Source organism: Mucilaginibacter sp. P4_G9, from assembly GCF_056400985.1.
The window spans coordinates 1-2,706 of sequence record NZ_JBFUKF010000541.1; the positions used below are offsets into that span (position 1 = coordinate 1).

General features: G+C 41.3%; 2 protein-coding genes and 1 pseudogene. All 3 read right to left on the minus strand.

Annotation, left to right across the window (positions count from 1 at the left end; genetic code table 11):
* Nucleotides 1-590: pseudogene (locus AC1DPZ_RS24990) on the minus strand (glycosyl hydrolase); the annotation flags it as partial.
* A gap of 223 nt (nucleotides 591-813) precedes the next feature.
* On the minus strand, nucleotides 814-2,127 hold the full coding sequence (locus AC1DPZ_RS24995) for an MFS transporter (RefSeq protein ID WP_477408589.1): 1,314 nt from the start codon (nucleotides 2,125-2,127) through the stop codon (nucleotides 814-816).
* Between the two features lie 253 nt (nucleotides 2,128-2,380).
* A partial coding sequence (locus tag AC1DPZ_RS25000; RefSeq protein WP_477408591.1) for a cyclomaltodextrinase C-terminal domain-containing protein occupies nucleotides 2,381-2,706 on the minus strand: 326 nt, incomplete at its 5' end.

Below are 2,706 nucleotides of genomic sequence, written 5' to 3' on the forward strand. Positions count from 1 at the left end.
GTGTTCCAGTTCTTGAGCCGTTTGCCGCGCAGGTTAAGCTCGGTTGGTTTATCTCCCAAGCCAAAAAAGCTTTCGTTGGGGCTGCAGGTTTTGGTACAAAATACGTAATAGCCGCCAAACTGCACGTTCTCTTCCCAGTGCATGGGCACAGCATCCATACTGGTTACGTGATTATTACTATCAGAAAAAGATATAAAGAAGTCCTTTTTGCGGATATGACAGTTTATCGATTTAGTGGCTACGCGAAATTCATTTAAATCCTCGTACAAAAAAGACGAGGCCGCTTTATACCCCAATTTGGGAACTGCATAGGAAAACTCTTCTAAAAAAACACCATGTGGGGATAATCTTACCCGGATGATCTCATCGGTTACCACAACTACCTCAACCTTGGCATCGCCATCGGTAAAGAAGAATTTATTTCCCCATTGATCGGCATGATTGGGTACTCCAAGATATTTTTTTATGATCGGCTTTATGCCATCGGCAGGGTTATTAAGGTGGTGAAACTCCTCTTCCCCTTCCAATAAGCTCTCTGCTTCTATTATCTTACTGGTAATCTCTTCGGGATTTGGTGTATTACTTTTCATTCAAATTATTTAAAAGGGGTTACTGCAAATATGTATAATGTGTTCTTACTACGCAATATACAACATTTGATTTGAGGAAAAATCATTAACCGTGCCAGTTTATAATGATTTCATTAATTTGTTCCCCCAATTATTTGAATTCTCTTACCATCCTGTACAAAAAACGCCGATAACGATGCCATAATTGTAAATACGCCCCGTTACAAAACCGTAAATTGCACAGTTATTCTTCTTCTTTTATACGAAGTGTTAGCAAAGCTGCCAGTATCATAAGGCAACCACCTATTTCAACTGCCAGTAACCTATCATTATTTAACCAGTGCGACATGATCCATCCAAAAAGCAATGAAGCCAATATTTCCGGCAACACAATAAAGAAATTAAATATCCCCATATAAATGCCCACCTTATTTTCGGGCAAACAACCACCAAGCATAGCATAAGGCATTGATAATATGCTTGCCCAGGCAATACCCACACCAGTCATAGATACATATAACATATTGGGGCTATGAATAAATGATACCGATATTAAGCCTGCAGCACCAGCCWGCAAACAAAGCATATGGGTGTACTTTCTGCCTAATTTAGCAGCAATGAGGGGGATAAAAAAAGCAAAAACAAATGTAACCAGGTTATAATACGATAGCGTAAGCCCGGCAAATTCAATTCCTTTAGTATAAAGAACATCCTTTTCGCTAACAGCGCCAAATACGTTTCTTGCTACAGCCGGCGAATAATAAAACCACATTAAAAACAAACCGGGCCAGGTAAAAAACTGTACCAATGCCAGCTTACGCATTCGTTTGGGCATATTTACTATGGCATGAAAAATTTCGGATGCGCCTGCCCCAAAGCCGCGTTTTTCTTCTTTTTTCTTTTGCCGCTCATTGAGATCCGCGGGGGGGTACTCGGTACTGGTACAAACAGTATAAACAACTGCCGTAATAAATGCCGCTGCGCCAATATAAAACGAATAACGTACGGTAGCCGGAATGCTGCCGCCAACAAGGGAGTTATGTACATTAAACCAATGGCTCATCATCCAGGGTAATGCCGATGCGATAATTGAACCTAAACCTATAAAAACGCTTTGCATAGCAAAACCGCGGGTGCGCTGATCGTCGGGCAGTTTATCGGTAACAAACGCTCTGAAAGGCTCCATACTTACATTTATGGATGTATCCATAATCCATAGCAGCCCTGCAGCCATCCATAGGGCCGATGAGTTGGGCATAAAAATGAGCGTTACTGTACTAATTATAGCACCAACTAAAAAATATGGCCTGCGCCTGCCCAGCCTTGGATGCCAGGTATGATCGCTCATATAACCAACAATTGGTTGTACAATTAAACCGGTTAGCGGGGCCGCTAAAAACAGCATGGGGATTTTATCGGGTTTGGCCCCCAGGTATTCATATATGGCGCCCATATTTGCCATTTGCAGGGCCCATCCAAACTGGATGCCTAAAAAGCCAAAGCTCATGTTCCAGATCTGCCAGAAACTCAATCTCGACTTTTGTTTTGTTTGGTTCATTGGTTTAATTTTATTGGTTTTGTCCCATGATGTTATTGAGCGCTAATCCCATCTGTTATTGCAAGTTTGCCTTGTACAGTTCTCGATTGCGGTACGCCTTACAATAAGACCACAAGCAGCTGATTATCAACACACATAAATATACTTATAGACCATGTCATTGCGAGGCACGAAGCAATCGCAGGCTTTACAAAGCAGATCTGCACAGTTCGCGGTTGCTTCGTGCCTCGCAATGACATGATTTTTTATAGTTTTAAAACTCCAGCATCAGTCCACTACTTGCTTTTACGGCTATTTCAACACCATTGTTAATATCATCAGTATTGAATTTGGCTCCGCTTAGTAAATCAGTAAAATGTTTTTCACCACTCAGGTTTAATTTATGTAAAAGGTCATCCGGGAGTTTTATCCTTATTTTGCGTGCTTCCCTATTAAAATTGGTTATCACCAATATACGTTGATTATTGGTATATCGGAGATAAATGTACAGCCTGGTATCAAAGCCTGGCTGGCGTTCGTTGGCCATCATTAGCTCATAAAACTCGCCCGTTTTAATAGCTTCGCTGTTGTGTACAGTGT